This window comes from Hyphomonas sediminis (assembly GCF_019679475.1).
Taxonomy (GTDB): Bacteria; Pseudomonadota; Alphaproteobacteria; order Caulobacterales; family Hyphomonadaceae; genus Hyphomonas; species Hyphomonas sediminis.
Genome location: NZ_JAIEZP010000001.1, coordinates 256,329 through 275,855 on the forward strand (window position 1 = coordinate 256,329; position 19,527 = coordinate 275,855).

The following is a 19,527-nucleotide window of genomic DNA, read 5'->3' on the forward strand; positions in this document are numbered from 1 at the left end:
GCGCCGGTTAGAGGATGCGGCAGGCCTGGTCAAACTCAAGACGCGGCAGACGCTCCATGATCTTGGTCTTGTCGCCATAGCCCAGATTGCAGATGAAGTTGGCACGCCAGTTCTGTTCCTCGCCTTCCTGGCTCTCGAAGAATTCGCGGTTGAGGCCGGCCACGTCGAAGCCGCTCATCGGGCCGCAATCGAGGCCCAGCGCGCGCGCCGCCATCATCAGATAGGCCGCCTGCAGCGTGCCATTCCGGAAGGCTGTCTCTTCGGCATTGTTGGCAAACCAGTTTTGCGCGTCCGGATTATGCGGGAAGAGCTGGGGGATCTTCTCGGCAAAGCGCATGTCGTGGGCCATGATGACGGTCCAGGGGGCGGCGGCGGTCTTGTCCCGGTTGCCGCTGCTCATGAACGGCAGCAGGCGCTCCTTGCCCTCGGGCGTGGTGACGAAGATGAAACGGGCCGGCGAGCAGTTGGCGCTGGTCGGGCCCATCTTGGCCAGGTCGTACACCGCGCGGATGAGAACTTCCGGCACCGACCGGTCCAGATAGCCATTCTGGCTGCGGGCATCGCGAAAGATGATGTCGAGCGCGTGGTCGTTGACCGGGTGGGCCATAGAGGCAGTTCCTTCCTTGCTTGCGGCGATGCCCCGCCGGTGGCGCGCGGGGTCAGGTCCGGAGTTCTCGCTGGAGACTCGTTAGAGTTTTATGCGGTGTCGTTGGAGTAACCGTTGGAGTTTTTCCAGCGTCTTTTATAGCGCTGCCTCGACAGCGGTCACCTCTGGCACATAGGTGCGCAGCATGTTCTCGATGCCCTGTTTCAGGGTCATGGTGGAGGACGGGCAGCCCGCGCAGGCGCCGCGCATGGAGAGGTGAACGATGCCGGTTTCCGGATCGAAGCGCTGGAAGGTGATGTCGCCGCCATCCTGAGCCACGGCAGGGCGCACGCGCGTCTCGATCAGCTCCTTGATCTCATTGACGATTTCAGCTGTTTCGCCTTCATATTCAATGTCGTCTGACTGGCTGGCGGCACCTTCTTCCACGACCGGCAGGCCGGACATGTAATGGTCCATGATAGCGGCCAGAACCATCGGCTTCACATACCGCCAATCCTTGTCCTGCGCCTTGTTAATGCTGACGAAATCGCTGCCGAGGAAGACCCGGTCGACGCCTTCGACCTGAAACAGGGCGCGCGCCAGCAGGCTGATGCGGGCGCTGGCGGCATCGGGAAAGTCGAACGGCCCCTGATTGCCCGCAACCGGTTGTCCCGGAAGGAATTTTATCGTGTCAGGGTTCGGGGTGGCTTCGGTCTGGATAAACATGGCGGGCCTTTATACGTCTGGCCCCTGACATGGCCCGCCGAGCCCTTCAGATCAAGGGAAGACAGATCAGCGTTGTGCCGTCGCCAGTTCCGCATCCGCCTGCGCTACCGAGGTTTCCTCGATGATCTCATCCTCGGCGCCCGGCCCCATCAGGCTCGCCAGATGCCGGGACGCTTCCTCCGCTTCCAGCAGGAAATACGCCATGCTGGCCAGGTGGTTCGGCATCAGCATCGCCGAGTCCGACTGGTTGGACACGAAGACCGGCTTCATTTCTGCCGCCCGCTCCCAGGCCGCATCGACCCGGTCAGCCGCCACGAGGATGGCCGTGTCAGAAAGGGTGTAGGCCTTGTCGCGGTTGGCGACGAACATTTCATGGGCCACATGCGCGCGCGCCTTGGCGCGGTAGAAGGCGGCGATGTCGTCCTTGCTGGCGGGCCAGCCGCCTTCCTGAACGGCGTTGATCCGGTCTGACAGCGCAGCGCGGTCTTCAGCGGCCCAGCCGGCAAAGAGGGCCAACTCTTCGGGCATGATCTCTTCCGGCATCGGGCGCATGGCAAGGCCACGCGAGGCGCGGGTGTCGAACCGGTTCAGCGCCTCGGCAGCCGCCGTGAGGCGCGGACGCATGGATTCGCCGGGGACTTCCGTCAGCAGGCGGGCAGCCGCCGCGAGGTCATTATCCGGCGCGCCTTCCCAGGGAGAGAGTTCGGAAATCAGTTTCACATGCTGGGACAGAGCGTCCGCCGTGCCCGCCTGCCAGGCCGGCAGCGCGGTGAGGCGCGCCTGCGGATGCCAGACCGGGCGGTTGGCCGCCCAACCAGCGCCTTCCAACTCGCGGGCGATCTTGTGGATGGCCACCGCGATGCCCGGCACAGCCCAGCTCTGCTCGGTAGGGATAAAGACCGGCTTATCGTTGATATGGCTGGTGATGACCATGGCCGCGGGATAGAGGCCGACCAGGGCCACGACCGCGCCAATCTTCAGCGTCCGCTTCAGCGTGCGCCAACCCTTCTGGAAACCCACCATGATCGGGCTCGGCTCGGCATAGTCCAATGAAATGAAGTGAGCCGGCTCGACCGCGGCGGGCACATGCTCCTGCTCCTCATACGCCCTTGGGAGTTTCGCTGCCGCTGCTGCCGCCATGCCTTTACGCCGCTTCTTCTTGGGTGCTTTGGATCTATCCATCCTGCATCCGTTATGAGGCTCTTAAGCGGTTATTAACAGGCGGTTTGTGCATGAAATTTCAGCAAGCCAGAGGTTGTGGTAAATTACGGCAGAATTCACTCGCCGGCTGGCACAATTTCAGCGGTTGCAAGCACATCCTGCTCTTTTCCTTCGGCTACTTTGAACGTCAGCACGATGTTAACCGTATCACCGACCTGGGGCGGCTTCTTCACTCCGTAGAGCATGAGATGATTCCCTCCCCTGTCGAGCGAAAGTGGTGCGTCCGCGGTGACCTCAAACTCATCGACCCTCCGCATCCGCATTATGCCGTCCTCATCTGACAGCGTATGCAGTTCGACGCGCGTGGCGATGGGCGTTGAGGCCTTGATCAGCCTGCGCGGTTCGCCCTTCAGGGAGATGTGCATTCCGGCGATTGCGTCAGTGCGCCCTTCGGCCGGTTGCGAGATATAGGCGTCGCGCACCTCGATCATCGCCGTGCCAGCAGGGATGTCGCCGCCAACATTGCAGGCAGCCATCATCAGCAACAGGCAGGCAGATAAAATAACGCGCATCGGCAAAGTCTCCGGATCCGCATTTTGTATAGGGTGATTTGGAGAGGGCCGGAACCTCAACTTCCGGCCTCACCTCGCCTTATCGACGCCAGAAGCCAACAATGCGGCGCACATCGTCCATGATCGGAGCAGCCACGGCATTTGCGCGGTCCGCGCCATCGGCGAGCACACGGTCCAGCCCGGCCTGATCGTCGAGGATCTCGCGATACTTCGCGGTGATCGGCGCGAGGTGATCGACGGTGACATCGGCGAGCGCCGGCTTGAACGCGCCAAAGCCCTTGCCTTCGAATTCGGCGAGGATGTCTGCCGCTGTACGGCCCGAAAGCGCCGCGAAGATGCCGACAAGGTTTTCGACCTCCGGACGGCCTGCCAGCTCTTCGACCGTACCCGGAATGACGCCGGCATCGGTGGTGGCTTTCTTGATCTTCTTGGCGATCGTATCGGCGTCATCGATCAGGTTGATGCGCGAGAGGTCCGAAGGATCGGACTTCGACATTTTCTTGGTGCCATCCTTGAGGCTCATGATCCGGGCGCCGGGGCCTTTGATCATCGGCTCGGGCAGCGGGAAGAAGCCGGGCACATCATAGTCGCGGTTGAAGCGGTCTGCGATATCGCGGCTCAGCTCAAGGTGCTGCTTCTGGTCTTCGCCGACGGGCACATGCGTCGCCTTGTAGACGAGAATGTCTGCCGCCTGCAGCACAGGATAGGTGAACAGGCCGACGGAGGCGCGCTCGGCATCCTTGCCTGCCTTGTCCTTGAACTGGGTCATCCGCTCGACCCAGCCCATGCGCGCGGTGCAGTTGAAGATCCAAGCAAGCTCGACATGCCCCAGCACAGAAGACTGGGCAAAGATGATCGACTTGGCAGGATCGACACCGGCAGCGATGAAGGCGGCGGCGATCTGGCGCGTTTGCGAGATCAGCGCGCCTTTTTCCACCGGCATGGTGATGGCGTGCAAATCGACGACGCTGAAGATGCAGTCATGGCCTTCGCGCTGCAGATCAGCAAACTTCTTGAGCGCCCCGAGATAGTTCCCGAGGTGAAGATTGCCGGTCGGCTGGACGCCGGAGAAAACGCGTTTGGGGCCTGTATAGGCGGGGGCGGTCTGTTCAGTCATGGTGGGGCGCCTTTAGCGCGTTTGATCAGCGCCGCAAAGCCTGCCGGATGTCGCTGATCCGGACCGCACCGGTCAGAAGCGCGGCGAAGGCATAGATAAAGCCCCCGGCAAAAACGATGGCCGCCGCCGAGAGCGCCTTGGAGCCGTAGAGCGCCGCCTCAATCGCCGGGAGTTGCCAGAGCATCACAAGGATCGCGGCCGTGAGGATCAGAGTGGCCAGCATGGCGCGGACAAGACCCGAAATGGCGCGCGGGCCGGGCGTGTACCAGCCCCGGCGGGCAAGCGTGAGGGCCAGGAGGCCAGCATTGACCCAGGAGGCCGCGCTGGTGGCGATGGCGAGGCCCTTAAAGCCCTGACCGGTGGTCTGCTTCAGCCAGAAGAACAGCCCTGCCCCGAGCGCCGTGTTGATGACCACCGAAACGAGGGCAAAGCGCATTGGCGTGCTGGTATCTTCCCGCGCGAAGAAAGGCGGGGCGAGCACCTTGATCAGCACAAAAGCAGGCACGCCCCAGGCGAAGTGAAACAGCGCGCCGCCCGCGGCCTGCGCGTCCGCAGCGGTAAACGCGCCGCGCGCGAAGAAGGCATCGATCAGGAACACCGGCGCGGCCATGAGCGCGGCTGCCGCCGGAAGCGTGAGCGCCATGGCGAGGCCGAGCCCCTCATCCATCGTGCGGCTGCCGGCTTCTGCGTCCCCTGCCCGCGCAGCGCGGCTGAGCCTCGGAAGGATGGCAACGCCGACAGCAACGCCGACAAGCCCGAGCGGCAGTTGGTAAAGCCGGTCAGCCGCGTAGAGCCAGCTTTTGGCGGAGACTTCGAAGCTCGCAAGTGACTGGCTGACGATGATGTTGATCTGCGTGCCCGAGGCCGCAATCGTTCCGGGCACGGCGAGCAGCAGCACCTTCCTGACAGCGGGCGTGAAGCGGGGCCAGCCGATGAGGCCGAGCCGAACCTTCTGGCGGCTGACACCCCACCACAGCAGCGCGCATTGCAGGAAACCGGCGATGCAAAAGGCGATGGCCGCATATTCGGCCGTGATCGCCGGCGTCGTGCCGAGGAGGCCCGCCGGAATGAGGCAGAGATTGAGCACAGTCGGCGCGCCCGCCGACAGAATGAACCGTTCGGCCGAGTTCAACACGCCGGAAAGAAGCGCGCCGATGGCCATGAAGGTGAGATAGGGCATGGTGATGCGCGTGAGCAGTACAGCGAGGCCGTAATGCTCCGGATCGTCCGCCTGCCCGCCATGAATGAGGAGCAGCACCCAGGGCATAAAAATTTGCGCAAGGATGGTGAGCGCTGCCGTCATGGCGAAAAGGACGCGCAACGCTTCTTCGGCAACCTTCTGCGCCGCTTCAGGCCCCTCTGCCTCCAGCGTGCGGGCATAGGAGGGCACGAAGGCCGAGGCGAAGGCACCTTCAGCAAAGATGCGCCGGAAAAGGTTCGGGAATTGCTGGGCTGTGGCCCAGGCGTCGCCCACGGGGCCAGCGCCGATCTTCGCCGCCAGGATCACATCCCGGATGAGGCCGAGGATACGGCTTGCCATGGTCAGAGAGGCCTGGACGGCAGTGTTTCTGGCGAGGCTCATGTATTCCCCGGTTACGCTGGTGTCAGAAACTGTCTACGGCGCGCGAGCGTTTCAGCTTGCGGGCCGGGGTGTGCGGTGCTTCGGGTTCTTCGCGTGAAAGTACGGCAAGAAGACGTTCACGGAGCGCCTCTTTGCGGGCTTTCGAAATCGGCGCAGCCCCTTCTTCCGGCTTCACATAGAAGGCATCGAACACACGCTCCCCATAGGAACCAACATGCGCTGAATGGATCGAGAGCTTCATGTCGGCCAGCACTTCGGCCACTTCATGCAGAAGGCCCGGTCGGTCGCGCGCGGCGACATCGATCACCGTATGCTCGGCGGATACTTCCTCTTGGATCTGAACCGAGGGCTGAACGAGGAAAGCAGCCTCGCGGCGACCAGCACGCGACTTCACGGCGCCCGATGCAACCTTGCCATTGAGCGCAGACAGGATCGCCTGCTCCAGCTTGGCAAGGCGCGGCGCGTCGCCTTCGCCGAAAGGAAGACCGCGGGCATCCTGCAGCATGAACACGTCAACGATACGGCCGCCTTTGGAAGTGAACACCTGCGCAGCGACGATGTTTGCCCCCAGACGGGCCAGCGTGCCGGCAAGATCGGCAAACAGGCCGGTGCGGTCTTTGCCGGAAACAAGCAGCGCCACCGCGCCGCCTTCCGGCGCCATGCGCGAGGTGACCACATCGCCGCCCTTGGCGAGAGCTGCGGCATGCCAGGCGATGTCATCCGGATCAAACCCGGTCCAGTACGCCGTTTCGAGCTCCAGCAACAGCGCCGGCACCGCGCCAATGCGCTCGACCAGCGCTTCGCGGCGCTTTTCCGCGCGGCGTTCAAGCTCGGACTGGACGGCGGACTCGTCCGTTCGCCCACCGCGCAAAGCGGCAGCCGTGTTGTGGTAAAGGTCTGCCAGGAGCTGCCCTTTCCAGGCATTCCAAACAGCGGGACCGACCGCCTTGATATCAGCCACAGTAAGGATGAAGAGCAGCCGCAGCCGCTCCAGAGAGCCAACAAGGCGCGAGAAGGTGGCGACTGTGCGCGGGTCGGAAATATCCCGCTTCTGCGCGGTTTCGCTCATCTCCAGATGGTGACCGACCAGCCAGACGACGAGGTCTGTCTCCTCATCCGGAATGCCAAGACGCTCGCATGCCTTGCGCGCTGTGAGCATACCCGCTTCCTGCTGGTCGCCTTTACCCTTGCCCGTGTCATGCAGGAGCATGGCGAGGTAAAGCGCGCGCCGGTTCTCTATTTGCTCGAAGAGTTCGGTGGCCAGCGGGGCCGTGTTGCCACGCCCGTGCTCCAGATCGGCGATCGCTTCAACCGCGCGCAACGTATGCTCATCGACCGTATAGTGATGATACATGTTGAACTGCGTCTGCGCGACGATGGCGCCAAACTCCGGAATGGCACGGCCGAGCACTCCAGCCTCGTTCATGCGCCGAAGGACTGGCCCCGGATCCTTGCCGCCAAGGATCGCATCAAGAATAAGTTCCCGTGCGTCGGGAGTCTCGCGCACGGACTCGCTTAGCCCGCGGAGGTTTCGCGTCAGCGCCGTGAGGGCGGCAGGGTGAATGTCTTTCTGCTCGCGCCGCGCAATCGTGAAGAGACGGATCATATTCAGCGGATCGTTTGCCATGACCACATCTTCGACGATGTTGATCCGGCCCGCCTCAATCAGGAAGCCCGGCTCCGGCATCGGCTGGGGTGGCTTGACTGGCAGGAAACGGCGGAATCCTTCCGGCTTCTTCTTATGATCAGCTTCAAGCTTGGCGGCGAGGATACGGGTGAGCCCGCCGACATCCTTGGCGATGAGGAAGTAGCGTTTCATGAAACGCTCCACCCCTTGCTGCCCCTGCCTGTCGCGGTAACCCATGCGCGCGGCGATTTCAGGCTGCAGGTCGAAACTCAGGCGGTCCTCGGCGCGCCCGGTGACAAAGTGCATATGGCAGCGCACCGTCCACAAGAACCGCGCGGCCCGGATAAAGACGGCATATTCATGGTCCGTGAACGGACCTGCCCGCATGACATCTTCAAGTGTGCGGCCACCATACATATGCTTGACGATCCAGTAGAGCGTCTGCAGGTCTCGCAGGCCGCCTTTACCATCCTTCACGTTCGGCTCGACGACATAGCGCGCGTCGCCCATTCGAGCGTGGCGATTGTCGCGCTCTTCCAGCTTGTCCGCAATGAACTGGGCGTCCTTGTTGCGGATGGCGTCCTTCTGGTAGAGCGCCATCATATCGTCGGCGAGGGCTTCATCCCCGCAAATGAAACGCGCGTCCAGCAGGCTCGTCTTGATTGTCACGTCTTCAGCGGCCAGCTTCACGCAATCAAGCGGTGTACGGAAGGCGTTACCCACTTTAAGCCCCATGTCCCATAGGGCGTAGAGCATGTATTCGATTACGCTCTCTGTATGCGGGCTGGCCTTGTAGGCGCGCAGGAACAAAAGGTCCGTATCCGAGGATGGCGCCATCACGCCGCGACCGTATCCGCCGGTCGCCAGGATCGCGAGGCGCTCAGCTTCGGTGGGGTTGGAAGCGCGGTGAACGTGGGTGACCGTGAAGTCGTAAAGGGCGTGGATCACTTCATCCTGCACAGCGGCCAGGAGACGAGCGGTATCGAGGCCATCGGCCCCCTGCTGGAGCCGCTCCTGAGCAATCAGGCGGCCGCGAAACATGGCGCCGTGCAGCAGGTTCAGTGCCGACTTCCGGGCCGCCGCGTCACTGCCGATATTGTCGAGCGCTGCGGCGGTAAGCTTCACCCTCAGCGCGCGGCCATCAATGATATCGGCTATGCGCCATTTACCGGGACGGCGGGAGGCGGGTGCACGGCCGGCAGAAAGCTGGGTCGGGGGAGATTTTGTCGGAGGCGTCATCGGTGCCTTACATAGCAGGTTTCCATCGCCAGCCGCTATGCACCCTTTTCCGCGATGACGGGAAGAATGCGCGACTTCTTGACCACGCCATAAGCAAAACTGGTTTCAATTGAGGCAATGCCGGGCAATTTCTGGATTGTCTGGCGCACAAGCTGTTCGTAATCATCGAGGCTGCGGGCGACGACGCGCAGCTCATAATCAGCCCCGCCGGTCATCAGGTAACAGTCGAGAACTGCGTCGGTTTCGGCGATTTTCTGCTCAAATGCGCGCACCGTATCCTGCGCGTGATTGGCGAGGCGAATGCGCACGAAGCAGGTGATCGGAAAACCGCAGGCCTTCTGATCCACCAGCGCCGAATAGCCCCGGATGATACCGGCAGCTTCGAGATTCTTCACCCGGCGCAGACAGGGAGACGGCGACAGTCCCACCTCCTCGGCCAGCTCCAGATTGGTCAAGCGGCCATCGCGCTGGAGCGCCCTGACAATCCTGGCATCGATAGCATCCATATCAACCCCCATTGGTACATTATGCCAATTATGGAGCATCAACTGAATGATTATGGCAAGTATTTCCGCCGCACTTCTGTTAAAATGCGTAGAAACTCAGGAGGATCTGCCATGGCTTTCGACGATTCCCGCCCGCTCGGCCCCGCAACGCGCGCCATCCATCACGGATATGACCCGGCAGACCATGAATTCGCGCTGACCCCGCCGCTGCACCTGACATCGACCTTCGCCTTTCCGGACGCGCAGACTGGCGGCGCCCTGTTTGCAGGGGAAGCCGAAGGACACATCTATTCGCGCATTTCAAACCCGACCGTTGCCCTTCTGGAAGCCCGCATTGCCAATCTGGAAGGGGCCGAGGCCGGTCTCGCCACGGCCTCCGGCATGGGTGCGATTTCCTCGCTGATGTGGACGCTGCTGAAGCCAGGCGACGAGATCATCACCGACAAGACGCTCTATGGCTGCACCTTTGCCTTCATGCGGGACGGGCTCGCCCGGTTTGGCATCAAGATCACGCATGTGGACCTTCGATCGCCGGAGAACCTCGCCGCCGCAATCAGCGAGAAGACGCGCGTCGTTTACTTCGAGACCCCAGCCAATCCCAACATGCGCCTAGTCGACATTCGCGAGGCCGCGCGCATTGCCCATGGCGCGGGCGCGCTGGTTGTAGTCGACAACACATACGCCTCTCCCCTACTGACCCGGCCGATCGAGCTCGGCGCGGATTTCGTCGTCCACTCGGCCACCAAATATCTGGGCGGGCATGGCGACCTGGTGGCCGGCATGGTGCTTGGCCGCGCAGACGCCATCAGGGAAGTGCGGATGATCGGCGTGAAGGACATGACGGGCTCGGTCATGTCGCCCTTCAACGCGATGCTGGTGATGCGGGGCCTGAAGACGCTGCAACTGCGCATGGCGCGCCATTGCGAGAGCGGCCTCAGGGTTGCCCGCTGGCTGGAAGCGCAGCCGGGCGTCGCGACGGTTTACTATCCCGGTCTTGAAAGCCACCCGCAGCATGACCTCGCCAAGCGGCAGATGCCAGGCTTTGGCGGTATGATCGCGCTGGAACTCAAAGGCGGCTATGAAGCCGGCATCGCCATGATGAACCGCCTGCGGATGATCCGCCGCGCCGTCAGCCTGGGCGACGCCGAAACGCTGATCCAGCATCCGGCCAGCATGACCCACTCGACCTATTCCCGCGAGGAGCGGATCGAGCACGGCATCAGCGACGGGCTCGTACGCCTTTCGGTCGGGCTGGAGGATGTGGAGGACATCCTCGCCGACCTGGCCGACGCACTCGGCACCAACGAAAGCTGAGCGCTAGCTGACGACTGAGTGAACGCGGCTGTACCAGAGGGGCGAGTTGGCAAGATCGATGAACTTGCGCTCGTCCTCCAGCAAGGCCCGCGCGGCGTCCGACACGCCGGGATTGCGTCCGGCGGCCTGCATCGCCGCTTCGCTTTCAAACCATATCTCGGCGATGCCATCATAGGGTTCGGGCGCGCCGCGCGAGGCGCGGATGGCCTCACTCATTGCGTCAAAACCTGCGTGCACCTGCTCGTAACGGACGATGCCCAGCGTGGCGGCGTGCTTCGCCACCAGCGGGGCATGCTGCTCCCGCCAGTAGCGCTGGAACTCTTCCCGGCTGAGATGCGGCAGGCGCCTCAGGCAGAAGGTCAGCTTGATCACAGAAGGTCTCCGCCCGCGGCAGCCGCCGTGGTGCCATCCTTCTTGTAAGCGCGGATGACGTTCTTGCCCGTGATCCATTTGTGGACTTCATCCGGCCCATCGACGAGACGCTGGGAACGGATGTGCGTGTACCAGGCCGCCAGCGGGGTATCGAGCGAATAGCCGAGCGCGCCGTGAAGCTGGATGGCCGTGTCCACCACCTTGTGAACCATATTGGCGAGGAAGACCTTGGCGATGCCGTTTTCCTGGCGGATGTCGAGCCCGTTTTCCGCCTTGTAAGCGATGTGCATCAGCATGAGGCGCGCGATATAGAGCTGGCTGGCGCATTCGGCGAGCATGAACTGGACGCCCTGGCGATCCTCCAGCCCCTTGCCGAAGGTGGAGCGCGTGGTCACCTGCTCCGTAGCCAGATCAAGCGCGCGCTGGGCCATGGCCACATTGTGCATACCGTGGCGCAGGCGGCCATAGGCGAGCCTGTGCTGGCCCATCGCAAAGCCCATCCCTTCGCCGCCCAGCAGATTGGCCTCCGGCACGACAAGGTTTTCAATCTTCACCTCGGCATGGCCGCCGCCCATCTCATGATAATGCGGCCCGTGGACGGCCATGGTGGGAATGTCACGGACGATGTTGTAGCCCGGTGTCGGCAGCTCCACGATGAAGGTTGAAAATTGCTGGTGGCGGGGCGCGTCCGGATTGGTCTTTGCCATGACGACGGCAATGTCGGCGGCGGTGGCCGCCGAAGAGAACCACTTCTCGCCATTGAGGACATAATTGCCCTTGCCATCCTTGACGGCCGTAGTCTGCATGCCGGTCGCGTCCGCGCCTGCGGCCTTCTCCGTCATCGAGTAGCAGACGCGCTTTTCGCCGTTCAGGATGGGTTTGAGGTATTTCTCTTTCTGGAAGTCCGTGCCGTGCGCCAGCAGCGTCAGCATGGTGGCATCGTCCGGCCCCTGAGAATTCATGGAAAGCGCGCCGAGATGGCTCTGGCCAAGCTCCATCTGGACCAGCGCATTGGCCAGCGGGCCGAGCCCCATGCCACCATGCTCTTTCGGTATAAAGGGAAGCCACAGACCCTGCGCGCGCGCCTTCTTGCGCAGCGCGGCGAGAACTTCCTTGTAAGGCTTGCCAGCGGCCATTTCCTTTTCTGCCGGAATACACTCCTCCTGCACCCAGCGACGTACACGCTCGCGCACTTCCTTGGCTTCTTCCGGAATCGTGAAATCGATGGCCATGGCGCCTTGCTCCCTCATCTGTTTGTGGGGAGGCTAAACGTGATTTCTGGCGCGGGACAGGGTGTCTTCGCGTCAGGTCGCCTGATCGTAATCGACCCGCTCAAGGAACAGGCCATCGGATGGCGCGACCGGGCCGCAGCGCTGACGATCGGTAGCGTCGAGGATTTCCTTCATCCAACGCACCGGCTCACGGCCGCGGCCAACTTCCACAAGGCTGCCCACCATGGAGCGCACCTGGCGGTGGATGAAGCTGGGCGCCGAGCAGGTGAACTCAATTCGGTCGCCATAACGGGCGACATCGAAGCGCCAGAGCGACTTGACCGGGGTGGCGGCCTGGCATTCGGTGTCGCGGAAGGTGGAGAAATCATGCGTGCCCACAAGGGCCTGCGCCGCCTCTTGCATCTTATCGGCGTCCAGCTTGGAGGGCACGCGCCACGCAATGCCGCGTTCAATCGCAAGATCGGCGCGTCGGTTGATGACAACATAGCGATAGTGGCGCGCCGTCGCCGAGAAGCGGGCGTGGAAATCATCGTCCACCCGCTCAGCCTTGAGCACCGCGATCGGATGCGGACGCAGATGGAAGTTCATCGCATCGGCCACCTTGTTGGGCCGGTCCTGTCGCAGATCCATATGCGCCACCTGCCCCGTCGCATGGACGCCGGCATCGGTGCGCCCCGCGCCATAGATTTCCACCGGGCCGCCATCGAGCTTGGCTGCAGCCTCCTCCAGCGCCGCCTGAACGGTCGGCTTTCCCGGCAGCTTCATCCAGCCCTGATAGGGCCCGCCATGGTATTCTATGAGGAGACGGTAACGTGGCATGGAAGCCGGGTGCCAAAGCCGGAGGCTGGGGTCAACTGGCCTCAGCCGCCGAATGCAGCCGGATAGGTCAGCCCCCCCCTGGGCGGGCGCTGCATCCGACAAGACCCGCGCCATGAAATGCGGTCCGCTCCACGGGGCCGAAAAAGGCTTCGCGGCAGCCTCGGCGAACCCGAACTTCGGATAATAGGCGTCGTGCCCCAACACGAAGATCACGCTTTCGCCAGATGCCTCAAGAATGCGCAGTCCTTCACCAATCAAAGCGCCCCCGATGCCGCACCGCTGGCGCCCCGGATGGACACACATCGGACCGAGCCCCGCCGCCACAGCAGCCCCGTCAACAAGGATACGAAAGAACTCGATATGACCCGCAAGCTCTCCGCCCTCTTCGGCGACGATCGACAGCAGGCTGTCGCCATCGGCCCAAAGCTGCCGAACAATGCGGCCTTCATCTGGGCCGCCAAAAGCGGCATCGTTGAGGGCTGCGATTGCGCCGAGGTCGGATGGCAGTGCGCGGCGAAGGCGAAAGTCGCTCACGCAAACACCTGACCTGCAGACACGGGCGTTCCGGCAAGGAAATCGCGGGCGTCGAGCGGTTTGCCGCCCGGCTTCTGCAGACGCAGCAAGCGCACGCAGCGCCCATCGCCGCAGGTCACGGAGAGCGCGCTATCTGCCAGCGTTCCGGGCTCAGCGGACGATGCGTCCCCCGTCAGTTCACTGAAGAGCACTTTGAGGCGGACCGGCCCCTGCCCCAGATCGACCTCACACCAGGCGCCCGGCGCTGGCGAAAGGCCCCGGATCTGGCAATCAACCTCTGCAGCGGGCCGCATCCAGTCGATGCGCTGATCGGCAGAAGTCAGCTTGGCAGCGTACGTCATGCCAACTTCAGTTTGCGGCACCGGCTTCAAGCTGCCATCGGCGAGGCCTGCCAGAGCGCAAGGCGCGAGTTCAGCGGCAAGCCCGGCGAGGCGGTCATGCAGACTGCCGGCGGTATCCTGCGCCGTGATGGGTGTACGGATAGACGCCAGCACCGGACCAGTATCAAGGCCCGCTTCCATCATCATCGCGTCAACGCCGGTTTCAGCATCACCTGCCATGATCGCCCGCTGGATCGGCGCAGCGCCCCGCCAGCGCGGCAGGATCGAGGCGTGCATGTTGAGACAGCCAAGACGCGGCGCGTCCAACACCGCCTGCGGCAGGATCAGGCCATAGGCGACAACCACAGCCGCATCGAGCTTCAGCGCGGAAAACGCCTCCTGCTCTTCCGGCTTCTTCAGCGATTTGGGCGTGCGCACCTCAAGGCCGCGCGCCTCGGCAAAGGCATGAACCGGCGTCGGCGTCAGCTTCTGGCCGCGGCCCGCCGGGCGTGGCGGCTGGGAATAGACACAAGCAATCTCGTGCCCCGCCGCAATCAAGGCTTCAAGCACGCCCAGCGCGATACCAGGGCTTCCCATGAAGGCGATACGAAGAGGCATTGCGGGGCTCCTTGAACTTGGCGGAACCGGAACACCATCAGCTCGGCAATAGCAAGCAGGCGGGGGTCAGAAGCCCGAACGCGCCGGGAGGCCATCGCCCCCCCACCAGCCAGACAATAACCGCCGCGACCAGCACTGCAAAAAGCCACCGGAACCGCATGTCCCGGAAAAAGCGCATCAGTTGGCGTCTTCGCGGATGGCGCGGATTTTTGCTTTCTTCACCCGGTCGATGGCGCGGTCGCGCTTCAGGCGGGAAAGATAGTCAATGAACAGCGTGCCTTCGAGATGGTCCATCTCGTGCTGGATGCACACAGCGTAGAGGTCTTCGGCCCACTCATCGATCTGGCTTCCGTTATAGTCCAGATAACGGATCCTGCATCGGGCAGGGCGTTCGATCTCGTTAAAAACGTCGGGAACCGACAGGCAGCCTTCTTCATAGGGCTGCTTTTCCTCAACCGTTTCAAGGATTTCAGGGTTCACGAAATAGCGCGGCTGACGCTCTTCGCCCTCACGCGAGAGGTCCATCACAATCACGCGCAGCGGCACGCCGATCTGGATCGCGGCCAGGCCAATGCCCGGCGCGTCATACATCGTCTCCAGCATGTCATCCATGAGCGCACGGATTTCATCGGTGACGCCGCCTTCGACGGGCTTGGACACCTGCTTCAGGCGCGGATCGGGTACGGTGAGGATTTCGCGAATAGACATGAGCGTCAGATATGCACCCCTCTCCCCAGCGTCAACGGGAGATCACTCTGCGGGCAGCTTTGGCGCGGGCTCCAGCGGCAGCTGGCCGGTGTCGGGCGTGTTGGCCCGCGCCTCGATCAGCTTGGTCTCCGGCGGCGCCTTGCCGGGCGGGGCAATCTGCATGTCCTCGAACTTGCGCAGGGTGGGCATCACCCGCTTGTCGATGGAGCCAAGCAAGCTGTTATAATGGTCTACCGAGGAATTGAGCGATTTGCCGAGCTTCTCGGTATGCCCGAGCAGCACGCCGATCCGCGTATAAAGCTCCGCGCCCAGCTCGGCGGCGGCCTGCGCGTTTTCGTTCATTTCATGCTGGCGCCAGAGATGGGCCACCGTCTTGGCCAGCGCGATCAGGGTGGTCGGCGTCGTGACAATCACGGACCGGTTCATCGCTTTCTCGATCAGGTCCGGCGACTGTTCCAATGCAGCGGCAAAGAAATTCTCCCCCGGAATGAACATGGCAATGTAATCAAACCGGTTGCCGAGATTGGACTGGTAATCCTTTGACGCAAGCGTTGTGACATGCCGCTGCACGCTGGCGGCGTGCTGCTTCAGATGCGCTTGCCGCTCTGCCGGATCATCCGTGTTGGTGGCGGCCATATAGGAGGCAAGCGAAACCTTGGAATCGATCACGATCTGCCGGTCGCCCGGCAGGCGGATGATGGCATCCGGGCGTTGGCGCCCCTCCTCGGTATCGTCGTGAACCTGCTCGCTGAAATCGCAATGGGCCGAAAGCCCCGCCTGCTCCATCACATTGCGCAGGGTCATCTCGCCCCAGCGGCCGCCGCCCTTTGGCGCAGTCAGCGCATTCACGAGCTTTCCGGTTTCGGCGGTATTGCGGTGCAGGCTCTCGGCGATTGCGCGCACCTGTTCGGAGAGGAGCGACTTGTCCTCGACACGGACTTTCTCGATCGCCTCCACCTTCTGGCGGAAGGTTTCGAAATTCTCGCCGATGGGTTTCATCAGCTCCTTCAACTCGCCCTGGGCCCCTTCCCGATGCCGCTTGAAGGTCTCTTCGGCCCGCTCCAGGAACATGGAATTGGCCCGCGCCAGAACGCCCTGCGCCAGCTCGGCAAACTTGCGCTCATCTTCGGCGCTGCGCGCCTCGGCGGCGGCCAGCTTCAGCTCGGCTTCGCGGCGGGCCGCTTCCACGGTCTGCTCGCGCTGGCGCAGGCGGGAGAGTTCGTCCTGAGCGGCGTTTCGCTCGGTCATCAACCGTTCACGTTCGACATCGCCGCGCTGGCGCATCTGCCAGACATAGATGCCGAGCCCCATCGCCATCAGCAGAAGGACAACGTGAACCAGGTCAAACCCGGCAGAGCCGATTGTGATTACAGGCGTCATGGCGGGGCCCTTGCGCAAACCAACGCCAGAACATAATCGGAACGGATATAAGCTGTCTACACCCGGCAGGCGAGCGGGCTGCGCTCCGCAGGCGAATTTCACAGCCTGCGGAGGGGATAGTTAACGCGCCCGCCTGAACGAAACGCGATCGCGCCTAGTCCTTGAGGAAGCCGGCAAGGCGTTTGGAGATGATCTCCTCGGCCTGGCTCATGATCCGGTCGATCAGTTCCTGAACCGTCGGGATGTCGTAAATCAGGCCCGCAACCATGCCGCAGGACCAGGCGCCCGCATCCATGTCGCCATCCTTGAGGATGCGCGGATAGACGCCGGCAACTTCCGGAGCGATGTCCTCGAACTTGATATTGGCGCCCAGTTCCTTCTCTTTCTGGATCAGGCGCTCAACGGCTGCATTCGTCAGCACACGTTCGGTGTTGCGCAGCGGGCGCATGACGAGGCGCGTGTCGAGCTCCGAAGCGGCCACCAGCGCCTGCTTTACATTCTCGTGGACCGGGGCTTCCTTGGTCGCGATGAAGCGCGTGCCCATGTTCATGCCTTCTGCGCCCAGCGCCATGGCCGCAACGAGCGAACGGCCATCAGCCATACCACCCGACGCGATGAAGGGGATTTCCAGCTCGTCCATTGCACGCGGCAATAGGATGAAGTTTGGAACATCATCCTCGCCCGGATGGCCGCCGCACTCGAAGCCATCCACCGAGACAGCGTCGCAGCCAATCTTCTGCGCCTTGAGCGCGTGGCGCACGGCGGTGCATTTATGGATGACCTTGATGCCGTGCTCCTTGAGGATCGGCAGCACCTGAACCGGGTTGTTGCCGGCGGTTTCAACCACCTTCACGCCGCCCTCGATGATGGCCTTCACATAGCCCGGATAGTCCGGCGCATTGACGACCGGCAGGAAGGTGAGGTTCACCCCGATCGGCTTGTCCGTCATGTCGCGGCAACGGGCGATCTCGTTGGCAAGATCAGCCGGCGTGCGCTGGGTCAGCGCCGTGATAATGCCGAGGCCACCAGCGTTCGATACCGCCGCCGCCATTTCTGCAAAGCCGACATAGTGCATACCGCCCTGCACGATCGGATGTTTGATGCCGAGCATTTCTGTGATGCGGGTTTTCATCGCGGATACTCCATGGGCTGTTTCGCTGGGTGGCATCCTTGTACGTGCAGGCAAGGTCCGGCAAGAGTGTCATTGGGGAAAGTGGAGGTTTGAGGAGCCTACAGACCTCGCAGGAACCGTACGGATCTGCTGGCAATTTCGATGGTTCGCTTCCTGCACGGCACACGCCCCCAGGCACCGGTGCACGGGGCACCGTGTTCATCGGTCATATCTGGGAACAGTTCGCCCGGCTGAGAAGCAGTTCGCCGGCTGCGCGCCCGCCCCGCATTGCCCGGCCTTCAAAACCGCTTTACGCCATGGTGCAGATTTGATCGACGGAGCCGACATGAAAACTGCCCTTCCCCTGATTACGCTTGCGATCCTCGCCGCATGTCAGACTGCGGCTCCGCCGCCCGCCGCGCAGCCTGAAAGCGTCGCGATGGACCCCAGCGCCCCGGCCATAACGGAGATCAAACCCAGCGCCGGCGAGCAATGGCTGCTGGGATCGGCAGAGGCGCGTATCGTGATGGTGCAGAGCTGGAACGAGATTGCTTCCTATGTCGAAAAACAGGCCGCAAGCCGCCCGAATGCCAGCGTCATCCTGGCGCCCGGCGCGACGCCGGACGCGCCGGAATTCCTCGCCTGCGGTGACAAGCCGCTCGCCGCCGTGTTCGATGCCGATGAAACACTGATCTGGAACACAGGTTCAACCGGCGCTTACCGGCGCATGGGCAAGGAGTATGATCCTATTACTTGGGGCGAATGGGAACGCACAGGCGCAGGCAAAGCCGTTGCCATTCCTGGCGCGCTCGACGGCGTTGCCCGAATCCGCGCAGCCGGCGTCGAGGTGATCGTCAACACAAACCGCGAAGCAGCCAACGTTGAAGGCAACATTGCTACGCTGGCACAGGCCGGCTTCGGTGAATTCGTCCACGGATCAACCCTCTTTCTCAAGGGCGACACGCCCGGCGGCTCCGCCAAGGACGCCCGCCGTTATGCAATCTCCGAGAATTACTGCGTGGTCGCACTTGTGGGAGACCAGCTCGGTGACATCGCCGACATCTTCAACGACAAGACGCTGAGGCCTGCCGAGCGGCGGTCGCTGTCGGCGGCGAGCGCGTTTGATAGCCTGTGGGGCCAGGGCTGGTTCATCCTGCCCAACCCGCTTTACGGTCCCTCCATCGCTGGCTCGATGGACGACATCTTCCCGGCTGAAACCTATTGGGAACCGGCGTCAAAGGACTAATCCCCATGATCCTCTTCGTGCATGGCGTTCCTGACACGCCTGTCCTCTGGGACCCGCTGATCGCCGCCCTTGGCCTGTCTCCCGGCGAATATCTAGCCCCCGCCCTGCCGGGGTTCGGGACAGGTAAGCCGCCAGCTTTCCGCAGCACGAAAGATGAGTATGCCGCCTGGCTGGTGACCCAGATGGAAGCTGCCGGCGGCCAAGTACATATCGTGGGGCACGATTGGGGCGCCCTGCTAACGCTGCGCGCCGCAAGCCTGCGGCCGGATCTCGTGAAGAGCTGGTGTGTCACGAACGCCGTGATCGACCCGGAATATTCCGGCCACAGAACAGCGCGCATGTGGGCAACGCCCCTGCTGGGCGAGTTTGTAATGCTGAACATGCGCAACAAGCCGCGGCTGATCGAAGGCCTCGTCCAGGGCGGCATGCCCCGGCCACTGGCGGAGATGGAAGTCCCCCACATCGACAAGCGCATGCGCCAGTCGATCCTCAGCCTCTACCGCTCAGCCATCGGCCTGCGCTTCAGCGGGCATTGGGTGGACGATCTCGCCCGCCTGCCTGAACATGGGCAGCTGTTCTGGGGCGAAAACGATCCCTTCGTGGAGCTTCCCGTGGCGGAACGCTTCTCCCGGACACATGGAACACCGCTGCATGTGGCGCGCGGCGCCGGGCATTGGGCGTGCCACGAGCGGGCTGCTGAGTTCGCGACTGTTTTGAAGGCCCTATGGCAAAAGGCCGGCTAAGTGCCGGCCTTTCT

The 19,527-nt window shown here is 62.8% G+C and carries 18 protein-coding genes and 1 pseudogene; 3 read left to right on the top strand and 16 right to left on the bottom strand.

What is annotated here, in order from left to right; translation table 11 throughout:
• Positions 1-7: 7 nt before the first annotated feature.
• From K1X12_RS01225 to K1X12_RS01260, 8 genes are all read right to left on the bottom strand, one after another.
• Positions 8-607, bottom strand: a complete 600-nt coding sequence (locus K1X12_RS01225; RefSeq protein ID WP_220985822.1) for a malonic semialdehyde reductase — start codon at positions 605-607, stop codon at positions 8-10.
• A 135-nt stretch (positions 608-742) separates the two neighbouring features.
• Positions 743-1,312: a NifU family protein gene (locus K1X12_RS17135; RefSeq protein ID WP_220985823.1), complete on the bottom strand. Its 570-nt coding sequence runs from the start codon at positions 1,310-1,312 to the stop codon at positions 743-745.
• Positions 1,313-1,378: 66 nt separating this feature from the next.
• Entirely contained in the window at positions 1,379-2,494 is a 1,116-nt protein-coding gene (locus K1X12_RS01235) for a hypothetical protein (RefSeq protein WP_220985824.1), read from the bottom strand.
• A 95-nt stretch (positions 2,495-2,589) separates the two neighbouring features.
• Positions 2,590-3,045, bottom strand: coding sequence for a copper chaperone PCu(A)C (locus K1X12_RS01240; RefSeq protein WP_220985825.1), 456 nt, complete (start codon positions 3,043-3,045; stop codon positions 2,590-2,592).
• Between the two features lie 79 nt (positions 3,046-3,124).
• Positions 3,125-4,162, bottom strand: coding sequence for a tryptophan--tRNA ligase (trpS, locus tag K1X12_RS01245; protein WP_220985826.1), 1,038 nt, complete (start codon positions 4,160-4,162; stop codon positions 3,125-3,127).
• Positions 4,163-4,187: 25 nt separating this feature from the next.
• A complete protein-coding gene (gene murJ / locus K1X12_RS01250) occupies positions 4,188-5,744 on the bottom strand; it encodes a murein biosynthesis integral membrane protein MurJ (protein WP_220985827.1) in 1,557 nt (518 codons plus the stop codon).
• A gap of 22 nt (positions 5,745-5,766) precedes the next feature.
• Positions 5,767-8,610 carry a [protein-PII] uridylyltransferase gene (locus K1X12_RS01255; protein WP_220985828.1) on the bottom strand — a complete coding sequence of 948 codons (2,844 nt, stop codon included), beginning with the start codon at positions 8,608-8,610 and terminating at the stop codon, positions 5,767-5,769.
• Between the two features lie 35 nt (positions 8,611-8,645).
• Positions 8,646-9,116, bottom strand: a complete 471-nt coding sequence (locus K1X12_RS01260) for an Lrp/AsnC family transcriptional regulator (protein WP_220985829.1) — start codon at positions 9,114-9,116, stop codon at positions 8,646-8,648.
• Positions 9,117-9,227: 111 nt separating this feature from the next.
• Between K1X12_RS01260 and K1X12_RS01265 the strand changes: the two genes are divergently transcribed.
• Entirely contained in the window at positions 9,228-10,430 is a 1,203-nt protein-coding gene (locus K1X12_RS01265; RefSeq protein WP_220985830.1) for a methionine gamma-lyase, read from the top strand.
• A 3-nt stretch (positions 10,431-10,433) separates the two neighbouring features.
• Here the strand turns inward: K1X12_RS01265 and K1X12_RS01270 are convergent, their stop codons facing one another.
• The 8 genes and pseudogenes from K1X12_RS01270 to K1X12_RS01300 all read right to left on the bottom strand — a co-directional run bounded on the left by K1X12_RS01270 (position 10,434) and on the right by K1X12_RS01300 (position 17,545).
• A complete protein-coding gene (locus tag K1X12_RS01270; RefSeq protein WP_220985831.1) occupies positions 10,434-10,802 on the bottom strand; it encodes an EthD domain-containing protein in 369 nt (122 codons plus the stop codon).
• Entirely contained in the window at positions 10,799-12,034 is a 1,236-nt protein-coding gene (locus K1X12_RS01275) for an acyl-CoA dehydrogenase family protein (protein WP_220985832.1), read from the bottom strand. The genes K1X12_RS01270 and K1X12_RS01275 overlap by 4 nt, the downstream gene beginning before the upstream one ends.
• Before the next feature lie 72 nt (positions 12,035-12,106).
• The gene (truA, locus tag K1X12_RS17140; protein ID WP_369426150.1) at positions 12,107-12,853 is read right to left on the bottom strand and encodes a tRNA pseudouridine(38-40) synthase TruA; all 747 of its coding nucleotides are present in this window, start codon (positions 12,851-12,853) and stop codon (positions 12,107-12,109) included.
• A gap of 174 nt (positions 12,854-13,027) precedes the next feature.
• Positions 13,028-13,387: pseudogene (locus K1X12_RS17145) on the bottom strand (GNAT family N-acetyltransferase); the annotation flags it as partial.
• The gene (fmt, locus tag K1X12_RS01285; RefSeq protein WP_220985834.1) at positions 13,384-14,325 is read right to left on the bottom strand and encodes a methionyl-tRNA formyltransferase; all 942 of its coding nucleotides are present in this window, start codon (positions 14,323-14,325) and stop codon (positions 13,384-13,386) included. The pseudogene K1X12_RS17145 and the gene fmt, both read right to left, overlap by 4 nt.
• Positions 14,326-14,502: 177 nt before the next feature.
• Positions 14,503-15,033, bottom strand: a complete 531-nt coding sequence (gene def, locus K1X12_RS01290; protein ID WP_220985835.1) for a peptide deformylase — start codon at positions 15,031-15,033, stop codon at positions 14,503-14,505.
• A 42-nt stretch (positions 15,034-15,075) separates the two neighbouring features.
• The gene (locus tag K1X12_RS01295) at positions 15,076-16,413 is read right to left on the bottom strand and encodes a DNA recombination protein RmuC (RefSeq protein WP_220985836.1); all 1,338 of its coding nucleotides are present in this window, start codon (positions 16,411-16,413) and stop codon (positions 15,076-15,078) included.
• Between the two features lie 154 nt (positions 16,414-16,567).
• Positions 16,568-17,545 carry an NAD(P)H-dependent flavin oxidoreductase gene (locus tag K1X12_RS01300; protein WP_225907826.1) on the bottom strand — a complete coding sequence of 326 codons (978 nt, stop codon included), beginning with the start codon at positions 17,543-17,545 and terminating at the stop codon, positions 16,568-16,570.
• Positions 17,546-17,870: 325 nt separating this feature from the next.
• On the opposite strand from K1X12_RS01300, the gene K1X12_RS01305 reads away from it, so the two are divergent.
• Complete coding sequence (locus K1X12_RS01305; protein WP_220985838.1) at positions 17,871-18,770, top strand: HAD family acid phosphatase; 900 nt, start codon at positions 17,871-17,873, stop codon at positions 18,768-18,770.
• Between the two features lie 5 nt (positions 18,771-18,775).
• Positions 18,776-19,513 carry an alpha/beta fold hydrolase gene (locus tag K1X12_RS01310; protein ID WP_220985839.1) on the top strand — a complete coding sequence of 246 codons (738 nt, stop codon included), beginning with the start codon at positions 18,776-18,778 and terminating at the stop codon, positions 19,511-19,513.
• Positions 19,514-19,527 lie beyond the last annotated feature (14 nt).